13 protein-coding genes and 1 pseudogene are annotated in these 18,919 nt (G+C 64.4%); 2 read left to right on the top strand and 12 right to left on the bottom strand.

Translation table 11 applies throughout. The features are described 5' to 3' along the window. Positions 1–34: 34 nt before the first annotated feature. A complete protein-coding gene (locus ACVW16_RS28710) occupies positions 35–1,204 on the bottom strand; it encodes a CaiB/BaiF CoA transferase family protein (RefSeq protein ID WP_456738024.1) in 1,170 nt (389 codons plus the stop codon). Positions 1,205–1,390: 186 nt separating this feature from the next. Between ACVW16_RS28710 and glgA the strand changes: the two genes are divergently transcribed. Further along, the gene (gene glgA, locus ACVW16_RS28705; protein WP_456702380.1) at positions 1,391–2,806 is read left to right on the top strand and encodes a glycogen synthase GlgA; all 1,416 of its coding nucleotides are present in this window, start codon (positions 1,391–1,393) and stop codon (positions 2,804–2,806) included. A 203-nt stretch (positions 2,807–3,009) separates the two neighbouring features. Here the strand turns inward: glgA and ACVW16_RS28700 are convergent, their stop codons facing one another. From ACVW16_RS28700 to ACVW16_RS28675, 6 genes are all read right to left on the bottom strand, one after another. Further along, entirely contained in the window at positions 3,010–3,960 is a 951-nt protein-coding gene (locus ACVW16_RS28700) for an oxygenase MpaB family protein (protein WP_456738023.1), read from the bottom strand. Between the two features lie 71 nt (positions 3,961–4,031). Further along, positions 4,032–5,174, bottom strand: a complete 1,143-nt coding sequence (locus ACVW16_RS28695; RefSeq protein ID WP_456738022.1) for a patatin-like phospholipase family protein — start codon at positions 5,172–5,174, stop codon at positions 4,032–4,034. A gap of 190 nt (positions 5,175–5,364) precedes the next feature. Then, positions 5,365–6,675, bottom strand: coding sequence for an MFS transporter (locus ACVW16_RS28690; protein WP_456738021.1), 1,311 nt, complete (start codon positions 6,673–6,675; stop codon positions 5,365–5,367). 23 nt (positions 6,676–6,698) lie between these two features. Continuing rightward, positions 6,699–7,220: a PRC-barrel domain-containing protein gene (locus tag ACVW16_RS28685; RefSeq protein ID WP_456702376.1), complete on the bottom strand. Its 522-nt coding sequence runs from the start codon at positions 7,218–7,220 to the stop codon at positions 6,699–6,701. Between the two features lie 23 nt (positions 7,221–7,243). Beyond that, positions 7,244–9,448, bottom strand: coding sequence for an amylo-alpha-1,6-glucosidase (locus tag ACVW16_RS28680; RefSeq protein ID WP_456702375.1), 2,205 nt, complete (start codon positions 9,446–9,448; stop codon positions 7,244–7,246). Between the two features lie 59 nt (positions 9,449–9,507). Next, positions 9,508–11,271, bottom strand: a complete 1,764-nt coding sequence (locus tag ACVW16_RS28675; RefSeq protein ID WP_456738020.1) for an ABC transporter ATP-binding protein — start codon at positions 11,269–11,271, stop codon at positions 9,508–9,510. 268 nt (positions 11,272–11,539) lie between these two features. Between ACVW16_RS28675 and ACVW16_RS28670 the strand changes: the two genes are divergently transcribed. Next, positions 11,540–12,610, top strand: coding sequence for a glycosyltransferase family 4 protein (locus ACVW16_RS28670; protein ID WP_456702373.1), 1,071 nt, complete (start codon positions 11,540–11,542; stop codon positions 12,608–12,610). Between the two features lie 160 nt (positions 12,611–12,770). On the opposite strand, the gene ACVW16_RS28665 is transcribed toward ACVW16_RS28670, so the two are convergent. The 5 genes and pseudogenes from ACVW16_RS28665 to ACVW16_RS28645 all read right to left on the bottom strand — a co-directional run bounded on the left by ACVW16_RS28665 (position 12,771) and on the right by ACVW16_RS28645 (position 18,913). After that, the gene (locus ACVW16_RS28665) at positions 12,771–14,702 is read right to left on the bottom strand and encodes an alkyl/aryl-sulfatase (RefSeq protein ID WP_456738019.1); all 1,932 of its coding nucleotides are present in this window, start codon (positions 14,700–14,702) and stop codon (positions 12,771–12,773) included. A gap of 96 nt (positions 14,703–14,798) precedes the next feature. Next, on the bottom strand, positions 14,799–16,082 hold the full coding sequence (locus tag ACVW16_RS28660) for a TRAP transporter large permease (RefSeq protein ID WP_456738331.1): 1,284 nt from the start codon (positions 16,080–16,082) through the stop codon (positions 14,799–14,801). 225 nt (positions 16,083–16,307) lie between these two features. Next, a pseudogene (locus ACVW16_RS28655) lies at positions 16,308–16,649 on the bottom strand (TRAP transporter small permease); the annotation flags it as partial. Between the two features lie 276 nt (positions 16,650–16,925). After that, complete coding sequence (locus ACVW16_RS28650; RefSeq protein WP_456702371.1) at positions 16,926–17,927, bottom strand: DctP family TRAP transporter solute-binding subunit; 1,002 nt, start codon at positions 17,925–17,927, stop codon at positions 16,926–16,928. 215 nt (positions 17,928–18,142) lie between these two features. Next, positions 18,143–18,913 carry a methyltransferase domain-containing protein gene (locus ACVW16_RS28645; protein ID WP_456738018.1) on the bottom strand — a complete coding sequence of 257 codons (771 nt, stop codon included), beginning with the start codon at positions 18,911–18,913 and terminating at the stop codon, positions 18,143–18,145. Positions 18,914–18,919: the final 6 nt, after the last annotated feature.

Here is an 18,919-nt window from a genome sequence, read left to right as displayed (position 1 = left end):
TGGTGGAACGAGACAAACCCGTTAGCCGCGCCGCTTAAACTGACGGGGCCTCGCCGAGGCCGATCTCCTCGCGCAGTGCGCGCGTATGCTCACCGAGCTCGGCCATGGTCTTGCCTGGCGTGGTGTCGGCTCCGGTCATTCGGAATGGCAGATTGATCACCCTGAACGCGCCGCCTCCATCCTCCACCGATGAGAGTGCCTGCCGGTGCGCGAGCTGCGGATCATCAAGGGCTTCCTTGATGGTGCGATAGGCCGAGGCCGGCACGCCGGCTGCGCTCAGCGCGACAAGACATGTGTCGGTCGACAGTTGTCGCGACCACGCTTCGACGCCGTCCATCATGTCGGCCCAGTTCTCGCGCCGCGAGGCATAGGAAGAGAAGCGTGGATCGGAGATCCATTCGGGCCGGCCGATTACGCCCATCAGGGCCCGGAACGTCTTCTCGCTGGCGACCGTGATCATGACAAAACCGCTGGCGGTCTCGGTCGGGCCGAACATCGGGCGCGGCGGCGGCTTCACCGCGAATTGCGAGCTCTGCAATTCGATCACCGTCAGCGTCAGCATCGATTCCAGCATGGAGACGTCGATGTGCTGGCCGAGCCCGGTCGCCGTGCGCTGGTAGAGCGCGGAGGCGATCGCGCCAAAGCCGTAGGTGCCGGTGACGACGTCGGCATGGTAGATGCCGCAATAGTCCGGCCTGTTACGGCCGGGCTGGTAGGCGAGATGCGCCATGTCGTAGCCCGAGGCGGCATGAATCACCGGCGCATAGGCCGGCAGCTCGGCGGACGGACCGCTCTGGCCGTAGCCGGAGATCGAGCAGTAGATCAGCCTCTCGTTGGCCGAACGCAGGCTGTCGTAATCGAGCCGCAGGCGGCGCATCACGCCCGGGCGAAAATTCTCGACCAGGATGTCTGAAGTCGCCGCCAGCCGGCGCGCCGCCTCTCGTCCGTCCTCGGACTTGAGATCGAGCACCACGCTCTTCTTGCCGACATTCAGCTGGCCGAACACGGTGCTGCAGCCGTTGCGCAGCGGGGGCCGGGTCCGCATCGTCTCTCCGCCATCGGTCTCGATCTTGATGACCTCGGCGCCCATGTCTGCGAGCATCCGGGCGCAGTGGGGGCCGGCGATGGTGGTCGAAAAATCCAGGACCCTGAGGCCCGCAAAGGGCTTTGTCGTCGTCCCCTCATGCCTATCTGCTGGCTGCATGCCGGCCACGTCTCCCCTTGTGTCCCCGTAGGAACCATCGATGTTCCCCGTCGTTGTCGCCCGACCCTAAAGGGCGGCGGCTGAGTAGGAAAGTCTTTACCGAACCGATGCGTCTCGTGGGGGGCTTGGGACAACTGGACCCGATCTTGCATAGCAGCAATCGGGATCAGCAGGGGGCATTTGTTCTTGAGGGTCTTATTCGTCACGACAGAGATGGACGACTTCGTCCGCGTCGGCGGACTCGGTGCCGTCTCTGCTGCCCTTCCCCGAGCGCTACGCCCCTTCGCCGATATCCGGATCATGCTGCCCGGCTATCGCGACATCATCGAACAACTCACGCATATTCAGGTCGTTGGCCGCTGTCCGGCGTTTGCGGAGATGCCGGCCTGCTCGCTCGGCCGGGCCGCGACCAAGGACGGAATGCCGGTCTATGTGCTGTTGTGCTCACAGCTCTACGACCGGCCCGGCAACCCCTACGGCGACGAGTCCGGACGCGACTGGCCTGATAACGATATCCGTTTCGCGCGTTTTGCCTCGGCTGCCGCCGAGCTTGCCATGGGCAAACTGGACAAGAATTGGGCAGCAGACCTGATCCATGCCAATGACTGGCAGGCTTCGCTCGTGCCGGCCTATCTCGCCTGGCGCGGCAGCAATCTGCCGTCGGTCCTGACCATCCATAATCTCGCCTATCAGGGTCTCTTCCCGAAGGAGTCGCTGCGCCGGATCGGTGTCCCCGAAAGCTCATTCCACATCGACGGCGTCGAGTTCTACGACCAGCTCTCCTTCCTCAAGGCAGGGCTGGTCTATGCCTCCCACCTCACTACCGTCAGCGGCACCTACGCCCGCGAGATCACCACGGCGGAATTCGGCTGCGGCCTCGAAGGCCTGCTGCGCGTCCGTTCCGATGCGGCCGAACTGACCGGCATCCTCAACGGCATCGACGAGAGCTGGGACCCGCGCTCCTGCGCCCAACTCGCACAGCAATTCGGCGCCGGCGACTGGGTCGGCAAGCAAGCCAATGCGGATTATGTGCGCAAGCAGTTCGGGCTCGCGGTCTCGCGCGGGCCGATGTTCGCGATCGTCGCGCGTCTCGTGCACCAGAAGGGGATCGACCTCGTGCTGTCGGCCGCAGACGAGATTGTCGACGCCGGCGGGCAGATCGTCGTCACCGGCTCCGGCGAGCCCGCTCTCGAGCAGGCGCTGGTTGAGGCCCATCGCCGCCGCCCCGACGCGATCGGCGTCACTATCGGCTTCAACGACGCCCACGCGCGCCGCATTTTTGCCGGCAGCGATTTTACGCTGATGCCGTCGCGCTTCGAGCCATGCGGACTCAGCCAGATGTATGCGCAACGCTTCGGCTCGCTGCCGATCGGCCACCAGACCGGTGGCCTGGCCGAAACCATCACCGACGGCGAGACCGGCTTCCTGTTCAAAAAACCCTCACACGAATCCTTCCTGGGCGGCGTCCGTCGCGCCTTCGAGGCTTTCATGACGCAAGATCAGCTCGACACCATGCGCCGCAGCGCCATGGGCCGCTCGTTCTCGTGGAGCATCTCGGCAGGAAGCTATAGCAAGCTGTATCGGAAACTGGCGACGGTGTGAGGCCGGCCCGAGGCGCCTCCGCACGCTCCGTTGCGAGCGCTTATCCCTCACCGTCACCCTGAAGGTGCTCGCCTCTTCGGCAACCCTCGAAGGGCGACGGCCCGGTTACAACAGCGGCGCCGTACATCCTTCGAGGCTCCCGGCGCGATGCTTTGCATCGCGCCACTCGCACCTCAGGACGACGGAGCTGAGCGCGAAAACCCTCACTCCTTCCCGCGCACATCCATTTGCGGCCGGCCGATCCAGGCGCGGTTCAGGCAACGTGTCATCCAGTCGGGCTGAGCCTCGCCTCGCAGGCGCGCCTGCGCTTCCTGATACGGGCCGACGTAACGCAGCCGATCCGGCAATTTCGGATAGACACGCTTGATCCACCGCAGCGCGTTGTCGGCTGCCCTCTTGTCGCGCGGGTCGAGCTCAAATCCAAAACCTGCTCGCAGGCGTTCCGGCAAGAGGCTTGCCGTCAGCGCGCCGTACCATCGCGGCGGCCGCAACCACGGTCGCGCGCCGCCAAAAATCTGCGCGGCGATCTCCCGCGCGGCCGGGCTGACGGTCAGCGTGTCCGACCGCGTCATCGCTGCGGTGTACGCTGCGAAGCCGGACCAGTCGGCGGGTAGATCATTCGGCGTCAATCCGAACAAGGCGCCAAACGTCCGGCTCTCGACCCAATAGCGCTCGCGCTCCTCGGCCGAGAACGGCGGCAGGACCAGATCGTGCGCCATCAGCGCGGTCTCGACCAGCGTCGCGTGAACCCAGCGCAGCGACGGGATGTCGTTGGCGCAGTAACGCGAGCCGGCCGCGAATGGGCCAACGGTCTCCGGAATCTCGCCGACTATCATGGCGTGGCGCCGGTGCAACTGCCGCGACGACAGCATGGCCCGATCGAGCGACCCGAACACCATGGCGAAGACGATGTCGAAGGTGCGATGGAAGCGGCCGATCGGATCGGCAAAGGTGTTGGAATGCTCGGCGATGGCAGCGGCGACCCAGGGATGCGAGAGTTGCAGCAGCAGCGCACGACCGGCGCCGAGGAAGATCACGGCCTCCCGATCGATCCGCCAGGTCATCGTGTCAGGACCGAACACGCCCGGCACCGGCCCTGCCGCGTGAGCGCAGACCCGATCGAGAGCCGCTTCCAGATCGTTCGCGGATACCACTTGCACAGCCTCGCGACGGCGGATCGGCCACGACAATCCGCACGGCCTGTGGCAATTCGATGAAGCGGACGCTATTCCGCGGCCAGCTTCATCTCGTCGATGTACTCGTGCAGCACCACGCCCGACAGCGGATCGAATTCGCCGATCCACGGCGCGCGCGCCAGCACCGACCTCGTATGCGCGTAGCCGGCGTCCCAGCGCTGCATGATGCCGGACGGGCTGAAGTCGATGTCCTTGGTGTGGGTCTCGCGGTCGAGCTGCGGGGCCAGCATTCGGACCACATGCATGCGCGTCGAACAGCCATAGCCGATCAACTCCCTCACCGCGGGATCATTGCGCTCGCCCTCGGGCAATCGCGCCGCAAGCTGGTTGATGACGTGGCGCAGCCGATGAGCCTGCTGCTGGCGCTCGATCTGGCTCGCAATCCGGCTGGAATATTGCACGTCCTTGTGGCGGGTCAGCACCTCTCCCATCGTGGTCGGCTCGGCGCCGGCGGGATTCCACAAATGCACCGAGAAGATCAGCGAATCCCTGCGCGGATTGTCGTCGAACACGGCTTCCGTCGGTGAGTTCGACAGGATGCCACCATCCCAATAGAGCTCGCCATCGATACGCACCGCCGGAAACGCCGGCGGCAGCGCGCCCGAGGCCATCACGTGCTTCACCGTCAGCTCGTCATCTCGGCTGTCGAAATAACGCATCCGGCTGGAGCCGACATGCGCAGCACCAACCGTCAGGCGCGGCGCGCCGCGATTGGCGAGGCCGAAATCGACGAGTTCGCGCAGCGTGCTCTCCAGCGGCGCCGTCGAATAATAGCCTGCGCGATCGGCCCCGAGCGGGAAGGACCAGCCGGCATGCGCCAGCGGATTGGGCTGGAAGAAGCCGGCAATGCCGTGGGCGATGGTCGACCAACATGCAAGCATGTCGTCGAGGCCGGGAATGCCCGTCGGTAGAGGCCAGGCCGGCCTCTGCTCCATCCGTTTCCAGAATTCCCTCAGGCGCGCGAGCCGATTTCCAGGCGTATTGCCTGCGATCAGGCTCGCATTGATGGCGCCGATCGAGGTGCCGATCACCCAGTCGGGCTCGATCCCCGCCTCGTGCAGGGCCTGGTAGACGCCCGCCTGATAGGCGCCGAGTGCGCCGCCCCCTTGCAGCACCAGGACGATCTGGCCCGGCAGGTTGTTGGGCCTGCACACCCCGGCATTTGCCTGCATGCCTGTCGCACTCCCGCTCCTGAGAGCCTTACGCAATATCCTCAGGCATTGTTACGCCCGAGGACCATCGGCCGTCCAGCAAACATGGTCCGGGAGGGGGTGCGGAAATGTGAGCGCTTCCGGCGACGTGACCGGTCTTGGAGACCTGATATTTCACCGAACCCGCGAGACCAGCGCCGGCTGACCTGGCTCAGCCGGCCATTTCTTTTGTCGCGATCCCCATGCGCCGCGTCTCCGGCATGACGAAAAGGATCAGCAAAAGCCCGGCCGCCGCGATGCCCGCGAGCCCCAAGAAGGCGGTGGCATTGCCGAACTTGTCGCTGACATAGCCGCCGAGCGCGGTGCTCAATGACGCACCGATGCCGGTCGCCGTGCCCACGATGCCCTGCGCCAGATTGAAGTGCCCGCTGCCAAAGGCGATATCAGCCACAACAAGCGGTATCATCACCGCGAACACCGCGGCCGTGAACCCGTCGAACACCTGCACCAGCACCAGCAGATACGGATCGCGCACCGTCGCGAACAGCAGGCCGCGAATCGTCAGCGCGCCGAGCCCGATCAACAGCAGCGGCCGCCGACCCCAGAGCTGCGCCTTGCGCCCGACCGAAGGTGACAGCAGCGCCACGATCGCCTGGGGCACGACGATGCAGAAAGCAACCAGCACCGTCGCCCACTGGCTCGAACGCGCCGTCACCGCGCTTGCCATCAGCGGCATCATCGAGGCGTTGGCAAGCTGCAGCAGCAGGACGCTGAGCGCAAAGACGATGAGCGGCCGCTGTCGGACCAGATGCCAGACATTGGTGTCGCCGGGAACAGGCGCCTCGCGCGGCATCTCGCCGTGACACCGGGCGACGTCGACCTCCTCCTCGCGGATGCGCGACAGCGCGATCAAGGTCGGAATCGCGAGCACGAAGGTGACCAGGAACACCGAACGGCTCGAGAGCAGATAGCCGGCGGTGCCCATGACCGCGGCCGCGACGCCGTTTCCGAGCGAGGCGAAGCGCGCATTGCGGCCGAGCCGCTCACCGATCGCGAGCGGGCCGACCAGGCCCAGGCTGATGGCCGCAATCGCCGGCCCCAGCACGCAACTCGCCGCCGCATGCAGCGCGGCTGCGGTCACCACGACGGGGAAGATCGGCATCGCCGCATAAGCGAGCGCGCAGCAGCCGATGGTCGCGATCGCAAGGCCTGCGACCAGCCGCTCGGATTTCGCAGCATCGATGATGGCCCCGCCTGGCATCTGCCCGATCAGCCCGACGATGCCGCCGATCGAGAGCACGAGTCCGATCTCGACCTGGGTCCATTTCTGCGTGGTCAGATAGACTGCGATGAAGGGGCCGAAGCCGGTCTGCACATCGGCGAGAAAGAAGATGAACCAGTCAAGGCCCCGGAGACTCCGGCGGGACGGCGCCGGAATGCCCGCAAGCACGGCCGCGGCGACGTTGTCCTGTTCAACGCGTCCCCGGTGCTTTTCATGATCAGGCTTTCTCGACACGAGCACAGGCGGTCAGCCCTCCCCCCTCCTCACTGGATGGCTTGCAGCGGTTGAAGACTGCCGGATGCTCCCAGCACGACCATCGGCGTGTCTTCCTTGTACTCCGGCGCGGCCGCGACCTGGGCCTTGGTCAATTCCAGCGTGATGCTGTCCTTCTTGTTGGCTATCTTGCCGAAACGAAGCGCATTCCAGTCGACCACGATCTTGCGACTGCCGACGCCGAGGAAGCCGCCGAAATCGATCACGGCGGCACGGACATGACCCTCGCGATCGACGATGACGTCGACGATGCGTCCCATATCCTCGTCCGCGGCGCTGCGCACGTCGCGGCCAAGCACGCCGTGGGCATCGCTGGCGCCAATAATGGTCACAGACGGCGGCGGCGCGGCATCCTTCGGCGTCACCGGCACGACCGAGGCCGGCGGCTGCACCGGCGTCGGCGCCTTCGCCTCGCTTGTGGCCGCAGGCGGCTCCTCGGCGGCCCGCGATACCGTAACCGTCAATCCCGCGACCAGCGCCGCGCTCAAAGCCAACCACCCGGCGGTGCGCATGAACTCCTCCTTGCGACGCGCCGCTAGCGCGCCAGCACGATCGACACCTGGATCTGGCCGCGCGTACGCAGCACCTCCAGCGCCACGTCATGGCCATGGCGGCTGACGCGCAAATCGACGCTGGACTCGCCCAGCCGCAGATCGCGCAAGATGACCTCGTTCAAGAATGCCGGCAGATGCGGATTGCGGAGGCGTATCTCGCAGCGTGCGACGTCGAACTCGATGCCGAGCGCGGCCTCCAGAAGCGTGAACGGCGTCGCACTGGCCCAGGCCTGCGGCGCGCAGGCCACCGGGTAGAGTGTCGGCCCGCGCCGTTTCTCGCGGCGGAAGCCGCAGAACAATTCGGGCAGGCGGCGCAGATCCATGTAGGTCGCGGCGTCGAACAGGCCCTTGAAGACATGCGCGACCGAGTGCTTGAGACCGTAATGGGCAAGCCCGAGCGCGATCAGCGCGTTGTCGTGCGGCCAGACCGATCCGTCATGGTACGACATCGGGTTGTAGCGCACCTCGCCGCGCGCGACCGTGCGAATGCCCCAGCCCGAGAAGAAGTGCGGCTGCATCAGATCGGCGGCAACGCGACGGGCGCGGTCCTCGCGGATCATCCCGCTGAACAGCACCTGACCGGCATTCGAGGTCCGGACCTCGCACCGCTGCTTCTGGCCGTCGAGCGCGAGCGCATAGGTGCCGAGTTCCTCGCACCAGAACGCCTTCTCGAACCGCTCTGCCAGCGCCTTGGCCTCCGTCTCGAGCTTCCTGGCGACGTCAGGCTTGCCGAGCCGCAGTGCGCATCGCGCGGCGAGTTGCTTGGCCGCGTAGACGTAGCCCTGGACTTCGGCGAGCGCGATATTGCCTTCGGCCAGCTTGCCGTCGGCATGGAAGATCGCGTCGTAGGAATCCTTCCAGCCCTGGTTGGCGAGGCCCTTTTCGGTGGCGCGCTGGTATTCGACGAAGCCGTCATGATCGGGGTCGCCTGGTCCATCGATCCAGGCGAGCCCCGCCTCGATCGCGGGCCATAGCTCGACCAATGTCTTCTCGTCGCCGGTGCGCTCGAAGTAACGTCCGGCAAGCATGACGAACAAGGCCGTCGAATCCACGCTGCCGTAATATTGCGAGAACGGCACTTCGCCCAGCGCGGCCATTTCGCCGCCGCGCATCTCGTGCAGGATCTTTCCTGGCGCAGCATCCGCTGACGGATCGACGGCCTTGGCCTGGAAATGCGCGAGCCGCCGCAGCACACCCTTGGCGACGCGGGGATCGACCCACAGCATCTGCAGCGCGGTGATCAGGCCATCGCGGCCGAAGGTCGTCGAGTACCAGGGAATGCCGGCATAGGGATAACGCCCCTGCGGCGTCGCGGTCATCAGCATGTTGAGGTCGGCCATGGCCTGGCACAGCACCTCGTTGAAGATGTTGTTGGAGGTCTCGATGCTGGCCGTCCCGATCGTGGACTGCCGCATCTCGCGGCGATGCGCCAGCAGTCCCCTGAAGAAGCGCGCCGGCTTCTCCCCGACGGGACGGTTGCAGGACGCCGCCACGAACAGCGATTTCGACTCATGCGGCTCCAGCTCGAGCTGCCAGGTCGCGGCATTGACCGAAAGCCGCGTCGGACGCGGATCGAAATGCAAGCCGGTGGTGCGCTCGGCATCGTCGAGACCACGATACTCGAACAGCACGTCGGTCGGCCCGAGCAGCTTGCTGGTGCCGGTGCCGCGCCGCGGCCGCCGCTCGCCGCGCACTTCGAACAGATCGGCAAAGTCGTTGTCGAACAGCAGCGTGAGCTCGAAGGCTGCCGCCTGCTCGCCGTGGTTCTGCAGCCCGATGCGTTGATAGGCCGTGCCGCGCCACAGAAAGATCGTGCGCACGATGTGCAGCAGATCTTTTTGCAGGACGATCCGGCCCTCGCGATAGATATCGGGGTTGGTGAGATCGACGGTCAATCCCGAATTGTCGTCGCGCAGGTTCGACCCGAGCAGCAACGGCTGGAGATCGTCGAGCACGAGCTCCAGCCGCGCCAGATAGCGCGTGTCGTGGTTGAACAGGCCATCCGGGCCGCCGGCGGAAGCGCCGATGTCTCCGTGGCTGTCCAGCACGATGAAGGTGTCGTCGTGCTTGAGCGACCGCCGCGGTCGCGCGGCGGGACCGGTCATCGGAATGTAGAACGGCTGTTCCGCGACGGGCTCCATCGCCTGCGGCACGGATTTGATCTTGGTTGCGGCTTCGGCTGCCATGAGCTGCTCCCCTGCGGCTTGTTTTTCGAACGCGACCAACGCAAACGCGACTGTTGGGTTTACGCGGCGAACTTCGCGAGCCGGCTCATTTCCTGCGTCACCAGTTCACGGTACGGACCATGAGCCTGCATCAGACGGTCAGGCGCGCCGTCCTCGATGATCTTGCCGTGCTTGAGCACGATCACCCGGTCGAAATTGCGCAAGGTCGCCAGGCGGTGCGCAATCGCGATCACGGTGCGCCCCCGCATCAGCCGCGTCAGCGCCTCGCGGATGGCTTCCTCGGACTCACTGTCGAGCGCAGCCGTCGCCTCGTCAAGCAGCAGGATCGGGGCGTCCTTCACGAAGGCGCGCGCGATCGCGATGCGCTGGCGCTGGCCGCCGGACATCTTGACACCGCGGTCGCCGACCATGGTGTCGAGACCTTCCGGCAGGCTGTCGATGAAATCGCAGCGCGCTGCAATTGCCGCCCGCAGCACCTCGTCGTCGGTCGCATTGGGCCGGCCGTAGCGGATGTTCTCTCTGATGGAGCGATGGAACAGGGAAATATCCTGCGGCACCACGGAGATCGCTTCGCGCAGGCTCTGCTGCGTCACCATGGAGATGTCCTGGCCGTCGATCGTCACGCTGCCCTCGTCCACGTCGTAGAACCGCTGCAGCAGCGTGAACAGGGTCGACTTGCCGCCGCCGGACTGGCCGACCAGTCCGACGCGCTGGCCGGGCTGCAGCCGCAGGCTGAACCGCTCGAAGATCTTCTCCGCCCCGGGGTAACCGAACGTGACATTGTTGAACGCAATCGCCGCGCCGGTCTTGACCAGGGGCCCGGCCGCGGGATGATCGCGCAACTCGTGCGGAACGAGCAACGTCGCGATCGCCTCGGTCAGTCGGGCGACATGCTGGGTCACGTCGACCAGCGCCACGGCGAGGTCGCGCGTGGCATTCAGAATCGAGAGGCCGAGCGTGCAGACCAGCACGACGTCGCCGGTCGTCGCCTCGCCGTCCTGCCAGAGCACGATGGCCCAGGCCATCAGCGCCACCGTCAGCACGACCGTGATGGCTGCATGCGTCAATCGCAGCTTCTCGAGATAGCGCAGACTGCGGCTGCGTGCGGTGAGTTCCCGGTTGACGGTAGCGTCGAACCGCTCATGCTCGTGGCCGATGCCGCAGAATGCGCGGACCAGGGGCATGTTGCTGATGACGTCGATCATCTCGCCGTCGACGACGGCGGCCTTGTCGGCGAAATCGTCATGGAGCGGTTTGCCGGCTGCGGCCAGACGGAACATCGCGAATACCATGCCACCGGCGATCACGATCAGGCCGAGCGCCATATAGGGACTCACGGTTCCAATCAGCGCAATGGCCGCCACCGTTGCGATGCAAGGCGGCAACACATTCCAGACGAACATGTTCTCGACGGTGAACACGGCGTTGGAAGTGGCCGTAATGCGGCTCGTCAGCATCCCCGGCATGCGGTCAGAGAAATAACTCGGTGCGTGACCGGTCAGATGACGGAATATGTCACGGCGTAAATCGCCCGTGACCCGGACGAACGTGAAGCTCGCGGTCCAGCTCGCGATCCGCCACAGAAAATTGTCGGCGGCGATCAGCGACATGAGCAAAATGAATGCCAGCCATACGCTGCCGCCATGCGAAGTGCCCGCAGACAAGCTGTCGACGAGAGATTTGACGCCGTACTGCGTGCCCACGGAACAGGCAACGGCCGCGGCGACGGCGCCGAGGATCACCAGATGCGACGCCCATCGACGTCGCAGGTAGCGCAACACAAAGGCAAATGGCCTGCGCGCATATCCAGAAAGATGATCCATGTGACACCGACCCCGTCGTGATGATTCAACTGTTCTGCTGATCGACTGAAACATCGACCAGTTCGCCTCGGTTCCCGGGCAAGCTCATCACGACATGCGGATGCGGACGATCTGAGAAGATCAGATGGCAGCATCGAGACACGCGCGATCGAATAAGTAACGTTTGAGAAAAGGAACTTCGCAACTGCGGGAACGTTCCCTTGTCGGCATGCCGGTGCCGAGACACGGCGGGGGTTTCAACGTTCATGATCGCAGAGGAGATGGTGAGATGCGCATCGCGCAGGTAGCTCCGTTGACGGAGGCTGTTCCACCCAAGCTGTATGGCGGCACCGAGCGGGTGGTGCATTGGTTGACGGAAGAGTTGGTTGCCCTCGGACACGACGTCACCCTGTTCGCCAGCGGCGACTCGCAGACCTCGGCAAAACTCGATGCATTATGGCCGCGGGCGTTACGCCTCGACGGTTCCGTGCGCGATCCCAATGCGCTCCACATGGTGCTGCTGGAGCACGTGCGGCAGAAATGTGACGACGAGGAGTTCGACTTCGTCCATTTCCATCTCGACTATTATCCGTGGTCGCTGTTCTACCGGCAGCCGACGCCGTTCCTGACCACGCTGCACGGACGGCTCGATCTGCCGGAGCATCAGCCTGTTTTCAACACCTTCTCCAAGATGCCGGTGATCTCGATCTCGAACGCACAGCGGCGGCCGGTGCCACAGGCCAATTGGGTGTCGACGATTCATCATGGGCTGCCGGAGCGTTTGCTGACGCCGAAGCCGGCGAAACAGGAATATCTCGCCGTGCTCGGCCGCATCGCGCCGGAGAAGGGCGTCGACCGCGCCATCAAGATCGCGATGCATTGCGGCATTCCGCTCAAGATCGCGGCCAAGGTCGACCGCGCCGACCAGGACTATTATGACGAGCTGATCAAGCCGATGATCGCAGGCAATCCGCTGGTGGATTTCATCGGCGAGATCGGCGACCATGAGAAGTCGGACTTCTTGAGCGGTGCGCTCGGCCTGCTGCTGCCGATCGACTGGCCGGAGCCGTTTGGTCTCGTGATGATCGAAGCCATGGCCTGCGGCACGCCGGTGGTCGCCTTCAACCGCGGTTCGGTGCCCGAGATCATCGACGAAGGCCTCACCGGTTTCGTCGTCGAGGACATCCTCAGCGCCGCCGGCGTCGTCGGCCGTCTCGCGCAATTGGACCGCTCTGCCATCCGCAAGCAGTTCGAGCGGCGCTTCACGGCGCGGCGCATGGCGCTGGACTATCTCGCGGCCTATCGTAGCCTGACCGAGGCCCAGGCGCCGCGGATCAAGCTGGTGAGCAGCGCGGAGTAGCAGGCCTTTCGAAGGCGATTTGCGTCGTGGCCGGGCTCGTCCCGGTCATCGACATTTTGGGCCTGCTCCAGCGACCGGCTTCATCGCACCGGCGCAAATTGCTCCGCAATTTTGTCGCGGGATCCTCGCAACGACGGAGGATGCGGCGCGTCGCGTCGACCTACACCACCACCGACCGCTTCGGCTCCACGATCTCGAACATCCGCGGAAATTCGTCCATCAGTCCCATGAGCTCGGCGAGCTTCATCGGATTGCCCGACAGCTTGACCTTGCCGTCGGCGACCGCTTCCGGAAAGCTCGTCAGCTTTGCGATCACCTCGTCCAGCGTCGCCCGCGCGAGCGTGAAGCTGGCATCGGCGTTTCCGGCCTGCACACCTTCGGTGTAAGTCAGCGCGCTGTTTTCGAGGTTGAGCACGAACGTCTCGCCGGTATCCGAAAAGCGCCAGTTCAGCACGATGTGCTTGCCTTCCGCCTTCGGTCCGTTGAGGCGGATGCCGAGCACGTCCCAGAGCTGTGAGGTGCGAAGAGCGGCCAGCGTCTCCCGCGGCATCGGTGCGCGGGGCGGCGTCCGGGGCATGCCTTGGCGGAGCTCCTGGGCGCCGAACAGATAGGCGTTGCGCCAGGTCGAGCTCTCGGCGGCATAGCCGAGCTGCTCCATCGTGTCGGCGAGCAGTGCGCGCGCCGCCGCATTGTCCGGCTCAGCGAAGACGAGATGGCCGAGCGCCTGCGCCACGAAGCGGAATTCGCCCTTGTCGAAATCCGCGCGCGCACGCGAGAGGATCGCATCCGCGCCGCCCATATACTCGACATATTTCTTGCCGGACTCGACCGGCGGCAGCGGATCGAGGTTGACCGGATTGGCGTCGTACCAGCCGAGATATTTCTGGTAGATCGCTTTCACATTGTGCCTGACGTGACCGTAATAGCCGCGGCCGTGCCAGGCACCGTCGAGGCTGCCAGGCAACCGGATCGCCTCGGCGATCTCGGCGGCATTCAGGCCGTGATTCATCAGGCGAATGGTCTGGTCATGCGTGAATTTGTAGAGGTCGCGCTGCTCGCGGATCATGGTGTCGATGCGCTCGCGCCCCCACACCGGCCAGTGATGCTGGCCGCACATCGCCTCGGCCTTGCCGCCCCAGAGATGCAGGGCTTCGTTGAGGTACTTCGACCACGCCAGCGCATCGCGCACATCGGCGCCGCGGAACGGCAGCAGATTGTGGAAATTATGCGTGCAGTTCTCGGCGAGGTTCAACAGCTTGTATCGCGGCAGGAAGAAGTGCATCTCCGCAGGCGCTTCGCTGTTGGGCGCCATCTGGAATTCGAACGCGACACCGTCGATCACGCGCTTGTCGCCGGTCGCCATGATCAGATCGGTCGGGCGCAGCAGCGCGACCGTGCCCGCGGCCATGGTCTTGCCGAGGCCGCAATCGACATGGCCGCGCACGCCCTTGGCGAGGAACGGTCCGAACTGGTATTGCGCCCGGCGCAGCATCGCGGGACCCGCGATGATGTTCTCGGAGACGGCGTGCTCCATGAACAGATCAGGGGCGATGATGGGCACGCTGGCACTGGCGAGCGCATCCGCTTCCAGCACGCCGCGCGCGCCGCCCCAGTGATCGGTGTGGGTGTGGGTGAAGATCACGGCTGCGACCGGCCTCATGCCGCGGTGCTTGTAATAGAGATCGAGCGCGGCGCGCGCGCCTTCGATCGAGGTCAGGGTGTCCACGACGATGACGCCGCTGTCGCCCTCGATCAGCGTCATGTTGGCAATGTCGAGCCCGCGCACCTGGTAGACGCCCGGTACCACCTCGAACAACCCGTGCTGCATGTTGAGCCGTGACTGCCGCCACAGGCTGGGATTGACGGTCGGCGGCGCCTGATCCGTAGACAAAAAGCCATAAGGCTCGAGGCTCCAGACCGTCCGTCCCTGCCTGTTCACGATCTTCGCATGCTCGATCGTGCCGAGAAAGCCGCGCGCAGCGTCGTCGAAATCCCGCGTATCGGAAAACGGCAGCGCATTCAGCACCGCCTGATGCTGCGCAATGACGGACGGCGTTGCGCCCTTCGGCTCGCTGCTGGAGATCTCGGTCATCGGCTGGCTCCTCCCCTGCTCAGGTTGCAGCCATCTAAACCCATTCGTGCATCGGTTCCAACAGCCAACGGCCGGCTCCGCCGGTCGCTTGAAGCCTCAATGCATCCCCAGCACCCGCGGCAGCCACAGCGTCAGATCGGGCCAGTAGGTCACGATGACGAGGAAGCCGAGCATGGTGAGCAGCCACGGCATCACCGCGCCTGCGAGATCCGTGATGCGCATGCGTGCGATCATCGAGGCGACGTAGAGGTTCAGGCCGACAGGCGGATGGCAGAGGCCGACCTCCATGTTGACGTCCATGACGATGCCGAAATGGACGAGGTCGATGCCGAGCTTCTTGGCCGCCGGCGCCAGGATCGGCGCCATGATCAGGATGATCGAGTTCGGCTCCATGAAGTTGCCGGCGAGCAGCAGCAGCACGTTGACGACCAGCAGGAAGCCGACCCAGCCGAGATTTTGCGCCGCGATCCAGTCCGCAAGGATCGTCGGGAGGTTCTCGTTGGCGAGCACGAAGGAGAACAGCACCGCGTTGGTGACGATGTAGAGCAGCATCGCGCTGGTGTTGGCGGCGCGCAGCAGCACCCGCGGCACGTCCTTCATGCCGATCGCCTTGTAGACGAACACCGCGATGATGAAGGAATAGACCGCGGCCATCGCGGCGGCCTCGGTTGCGGTGAACAGGCCGCTGTAGATGCCGCCGATGATGATGACGACCAGCATCAATCCCCAGACGCTCTCGCGGAAGGCACGGATGGTCTCGCCCCAGGTCGCCTTCTTCAATCGCGGATAGTCGCGCGTTCGCGCGAGCCACCAGGTGACGATGCACAGCATCGTCGTCAGCAGGATGCCGGGCAACAGGCCTGCGACGAACAGCGCGCCGATCGAGGTGTTGGTGGACACCGCGTAGACGATCTTCGGGATCGACGGCAGCATCAGGATGCCGAGCGAGCCGGCGACGGTGATGATGCCGGCGCCGAAGCGCATGGGATAGCCGTGGCGGACCATCTCGGGCAGCACGATGGCGCCGATCGCAGCGACGGTGGCCACGCTCGAGCCGCAGACCAGGGCGAACATCGCGCAGGCGACGATGCCGGCGAGCCCAAGGCCGCCGTGCCAATGACCGATCAGCGAGGTCGCGAAATTGATCATGCGCCGGGCCACGCCGCCATGGGTGAGGAAGTTGCCGGCGAGGATGAAGAACGGGATGGCCATGATCTCGAAGCCTTCGATGCCCGTGAACAGCTTCATCGAGACGGCTTCGATCGGAACCGCGGTCAGCGTGAACAGGAACGTCATGACGGTGAGACCGAGCGCGATCGAGACCGGGATGCCGGTCAGCATCAGCGAGATCAGGAGCCCGAACACCGTTGCAGCGCGCATCCATTGCGGCAGTGCGAACACGCCGAACTTCTCGGCCAGGCACATCGCGAAAATCAGGACCGGCGCCAGGATCAGGATCACGCCGAGCGGCGAGGCTTTTCGCGAAGCCGCTCTGGTTGCGGCGCCGGCGGGCTGCGGATGCAGCGCCGGAGAGACATCGGCCTCCACGCCCTCGACGTGGGTCTCGTCGTGATGCGGCAGCTCGCCGGTCCGGAAGTAGGACCATGAGACCTGGAGGAAACGGAAGCACATCAATCCGGAGCCGAGCGGGATCGCCAGATAGACGAACCACATCGGTGCTTCCAGATCGTTGGACTGCTGCCCGGTGTGGAACATCTCTCGCACGAAGGAGGCGCCGAAGGCGGCGATCATGCCGGTGAAGAGCGCGCCGCACAGCAGCGAGAACAGGATGACATGCTTGCGCGAATGTTCGGGCAATCGGTTGACGAGCAGATCGACGCCGACGTGGATGCCCGTTCGCACGCCATAGGCCGCGCCGAACTTCGCCATCCAGATGAACATGTAGATGCAGAGTTCCTGCGCCCAGGACAGATCCAGCTCGGACATGAAGGTGAACACGGCCATCGACGCCGATGCCAGCCAGGTCAGCCCGTGAGCGGCGGCCCATCGCGACAGATTGATCGATTCGCCCGCACCGTAACGGTGCACGACCGCAATGAAGATCAGTCCGGTAGCAGCCGCAATGAGCGTCGCGATCAACCATTCTTCGAGATGGTTGAGCAGCTGGTTGAGCACGCGCAGCAAATCAGAATCCCCCTATCGATACGAAACGGTCGGGAGCCTTCACTCCCGACCGTTGGTACTGTTCTCCACGAAGGCGCGTCAGTTCATCTTGACGTCGAGTTCCTTGGCAATGACATCGAGCACTTCCTGCCCGACGCGGCCTTTTGCCCATTTATAAGTCGGCTGCATCGCTTCCTGCCATGCCTTGCGGTCCGCGTCGCTCAGATAATGCAGCTGCGTCTTGCCGGTTTTCTTGATCTCGGCCAGCGCATCATCGTTCTCCTGGTGCGCGATCTGGTTGGTGTAGTCGGTGGCGTCCGCCATGGCCTTCTCGAGCTGGGTGCGGATATCAGGCGGCAATCCGGACCAGAATTTCGAATTGACGATGACAGCGTATTGCAGATGCGCGTGATAGGACACGGTGATGTCCTTCTGCACCTCGTAGAATTTCTGCGTCAGATAGTTCGACGCGGTGTTCTCGCAGCCGTCGACCACGCCGGTCTGCAGCGCCTGGTAGACTTCGGAGAATGCCATGATCTGCGGGATCGCGCCGAGGATGCGGAAATACTGGTCCGCGATCTTGGATCCGGATATCCGGAATTTCAGGCCCTTGAAATCCTCCGGCTTGATCAGCGGTCGGTTCGACGACACCATGTGGAAGCCATTGTCCCAATAGGCGAGCCCGGTGATGCCCTTGGTCTCCAGCTTCTGGAACAACCACTTGCCGACCGTGCCCTTCATCGCGGCGGAGTAGGTCGCTTCGTCCTTGAACAGCCAGGGCAGGTCGAGTGCCTCGAACTCCTTGATGCCGAGCGGGGCGAATTTCGCAGTCGAAGGCGCGAGCATCTGCACCGAGCCGAGCTGGAGCGCCTCGATCTCCTCCTTGTCCTTGTAGAGCGAGGAGTTCGGATAAACTTCGACCTTGACCTTGCCGTCCGTATACTTCTCGGCGAGCTCCTTGAACTTCAGTGCGCCCTTGCCTTTCGGCGTATCATTGGCGACGACGTGGCTGAACTTGATGATGATCGGGCTCTGGGCCTGGGCAACAGCCGGAGCCAAAGCGAACGCGGCCGCAGCGACCGCAAAGAGCAATTTGCGCATGAAGGACCTCCCCAACAACCCTGGAAACCAGGTTCTTTTTTTGTTTTGCAGGTCAGTAGTGGCAGCAATCGGCACCCCGAACAACTAGACCTAAGCCCAATTTGCCGCGGCGGTGCCATGCCGCACCGAGGCTATCTCGGCGGCAATCGCATGCGCAACCCGGGGCCGGCTTCCGGTTGGTGAAGCGAGCGCTTATGTCGCATCGCCGAAGCGCGTTAACCCTTGCGCTGGGCGACCATGAACAGGCGCCGGAACGGAAATAGCGTCTGCCCCGCCTCGTTCTTCGGATAGGCCTTCGCGACCCGCATCCCGTAGGCCGCTTCAAACTCGATCTTCTCGGCGCCCTCGAGCACGTCGAGATAACGCGTCAGCCAGGTGCCCTTGGTCCATTCCTTCACGGGATTGTCGCCTTCGAGCACCTGGAGATATTCGGTCTCCCAGATGTCGATATTCGCAGACAGCGGTGCGAGTACATCGTGATAGAAGGCGGGCCCCTCCACCGGCGGCGGCGTGACGAGGTGCTCGACCTTGGACCGCCATGGCCCGTTCAAAGCCGTCTCGCCGATCAGCACGTGCGATGGCGCCAGGAAGTTGCGTGGCATCTGCACTGCCAGCATGCCGCCGGGCGCGACCTTCTCCATCACCGTAGGGAAGAGCGCCGCGTGATGGGGTAGCCAGTGCAGTGCGGCATTGGAATAGACGACGTCATATCGCTTCGCGGGATGCCAATGGCCGAGGTCTTCATGTGACCATTCCACATCAGGCGCGGCTTTGCGCCCGGCAGCGACCATCTCGGCCGAGCCCTCGACAGCCGTGACCGCAGCGGACGGCCAGCGCTCCTTGATCAGTTTTGTGACGTTGCCGGCGCCGGCGCCGAGATCGGCGACCGTGCGCGGGCCGATGTCGGGAATGCGCATCAGCAGGTCGACCGCGGGCCGGAGCCGGTGACCGGAGAATTTCAGATATTGCTGCGGATCCCAGACCATTGGTCG

The organism is Bradyrhizobium sp. USDA 4474, assembly GCF_054057515.1.
This window is presented reverse-complemented; position numbering and strand designations above follow the sequence as displayed.

What these genes read in the sequence shown, in the direction of transcription:
- ACVW16_RS28710 (WP_456738024.1), bottom strand. Translation starts at nt 1,204, where the DNA reads ATGCAGCCAGCAGATAGGCATGAGGGGACGACGACAAAGCCCTTTGCG.
- ACVW16_RS28695 (WP_456738022.1), bottom strand. Translation starts at nt 5,174, where the DNA reads ATGCAGGCAAATGCCGGGGTGTGCAGGCCCAACAACCTGCCGGGCCAG.
- ACVW16_RS28685 (WP_456702376.1), bottom strand. Translation starts at nt 7,220, where the DNA reads ATGCGCACCGCCGGGTGGTTGGCTTTGAGCGCGGCGCTGGTCGCGGGA.
- ACVW16_RS28680 (WP_456702375.1), bottom strand. Translation starts at nt 9,448, where the DNA reads ATGGCAGCCGAAGCCGCAACCAAGATCAAATCCGTGCCGCAGGCGATG.
- ACVW16_RS28675 (WP_456738020.1), bottom strand. Translation starts at nt 11,271, where the DNA reads ATGGATCATCTTTCTGGATATGCGCGCAGGCCATTTGCCTTTGTGTTG.
- ACVW16_RS28670 (WP_456702373.1), top strand. Translation starts at nt 11,540, where the DNA reads ATGCGCATCGCGCAGGTAGCTCCGTTGACGGAGGCTGTTCCACCCAAG.
- ACVW16_RS28665 (WP_456738019.1), bottom strand. Translation starts at nt 14,702, where the DNA reads ATGACCGAGATCTCCAGCAGCGAGCCGAAGGGCGCAACGCCGTCCGTC.
- ACVW16_RS28660 (WP_456738331.1), bottom strand. Translation starts at nt 16,082, where the DNA reads ATGCGCGCTGCAACGGTGTTCGGGCTCCTGATCTCGCTGATGCTGACC.
- ACVW16_RS28650 (WP_456702371.1), bottom strand. Translation starts at nt 17,927, where the DNA reads ATGCGCAAATTGCTCTTTGCGGTCGCTGCGGCCGCGTTCGCTTTGGCT.
- ACVW16_RS28645 (WP_456738018.1), bottom strand. Translation starts at nt 18,913, where the DNA reads ATGGTCTGGGATCCGCAGCAATATCTGAAATTCTCCGGTCACCGGCTC.